The sequence below is a fragment of the Nitratidesulfovibrio oxamicus genome, assembly GCF_015731765.1.
In the GTDB taxonomy this organism is placed as follows: Bacteria; Desulfobacterota; Desulfovibrionia; order Desulfovibrionales; family Desulfovibrionaceae; genus Cupidesulfovibrio; species Cupidesulfovibrio oxamicus.
The window spans coordinates 1-1,366 of sequence record NZ_VRYY01000560.1; the positions used below are offsets into that span (position 1 = coordinate 1).

The 1,366-nt window shown below is 69.7% G+C and carries 2 protein-coding genes; both read left to right on the plus strand.

Going from position 1 to position 1,366, the window contains the following annotated elements; all coding sequences use genetic code 11:
* A partial coding sequence (locus FVW20_RS15545) for an NAD(P)/FAD-dependent oxidoreductase (protein ID WP_196610315.1) occupies positions 1-611 on the plus strand: 611 nt, incomplete at its 5' end.
* 237 nt (positions 612-848) lie between these two features.
* The coding region (locus tag FVW20_RS15550) for a CNNM domain-containing protein (protein ID WP_196610316.1) at positions 849-1,366 on the plus strand (518 nt) is incomplete at its 3' end.

Below are 1,366 nucleotides of genomic sequence, written 5' to 3' on the forward strand. Positions count from 1 at the left end.
CGCCGCGCCCGGTGCTGGTGCCGCTGGCCATGGCCCCGCAGTGGCCGCTGCACGACCTTGCGGGCATTGCCCTGCCCGCCCGCGTGACCACGGCAGGGACGGCGTTCACCCTGCCCCTGCTGTTCACCCACCGGGGCATCAGCGGCCCGGCGGCCTTGCAGGCCTCCTGTTACTGGCAGCCCGGCCAGCCGGTGGAGATCGACTTTCTGCCCGGTGAAAACCTGGATGAACTGCTGCGCGCCCCTGAACACGGCAAGCTGCTGGTGCGCACCCTGCTGGGCCGCCTGTTGCCCGACCGGCTTGCGGAACGGCTGGTGGTGCCCGATATGGCCGGGCGCAAGATCGCGGAACTGTCCAGGGCCGCCCGCGCCGCCCTGCACGAGGCCGTGCACGCCCACACCGCCGTGCCCACGGGCACCGAAGGCATGCGCAAGGCGGAAGCCGCGGCGGGCGGCGTGCGCGTTGACCAGATTTCGTCGCGCAGCATGGAAAGCGCGTTGCGCCCCGGCCTGTTCTTTACCGGAGAGGTGCTGGACGTTACCGGGCAGCTTGGCGGCTACAACCTGCACTGGGCGTGGGCCAGCGGCAAGGCAGCGGGCGAGGTTGCGTAGGCCTCACCATCGCCCCTGCGCCCTCCCCCTTGCGCGGCATTTGCACAAATTTCCCCCTGCGCCCTTGCCTGCGGGACATCCGCGTCCTAACATCACGGAATGACACGTGCGCGGTCCGATGATGAAGACCGGACATGACACGCGCCCCCACTCCACAGGCCCTTCCGGCGGCCACCACCCGCGCCCGGCCCGCCAGGCCCACCTGGCGCAGCGCGCCCACGCACACCCCACATCCCCATGGACGACACAGGCACATCCGGTTCCCTCTACTTCGAGGCAGGCGTCATTCTCCTGCTCATCCTGATCAACGGGTTCTTTTCGCTGGCGGAAATGTCGCTGGTGGCCTCGCGCAAGGTGCGCCTGCGCCAGGACGCGGAACGCGGCAACAAGGGTGCGGCCACGGCGTTGCGCCTGCTGCGCGAGCCGGACCGGCTGTTCTCCACCGTGCAGATCGGCATCACCCTGGTGGGCATCCTTACCGGCGCCTACGGCGGGGCCGCGCTGGCAGAGCATCTTTCAGCCGCGCTGGCCCGCGTGGACGTGCTGCGCCCCTACAGCGGTCCGCTGGGTTTTGGCCTGGTAATCCTGATCATCACCTACTTCACCCTGATTATAGGCGAACTGGTGCCCAAGCGCATGGCCTTCGGCAACCCGGAGGCCTGCGCCCGCCGCACCGCCCCGTTCATGGCGCTGCTGTTGCGCCTGGCCCTGCCGCTGGTGCGCCTGCTCAGCGCGTCGTCACGCGCGTGCTGGTG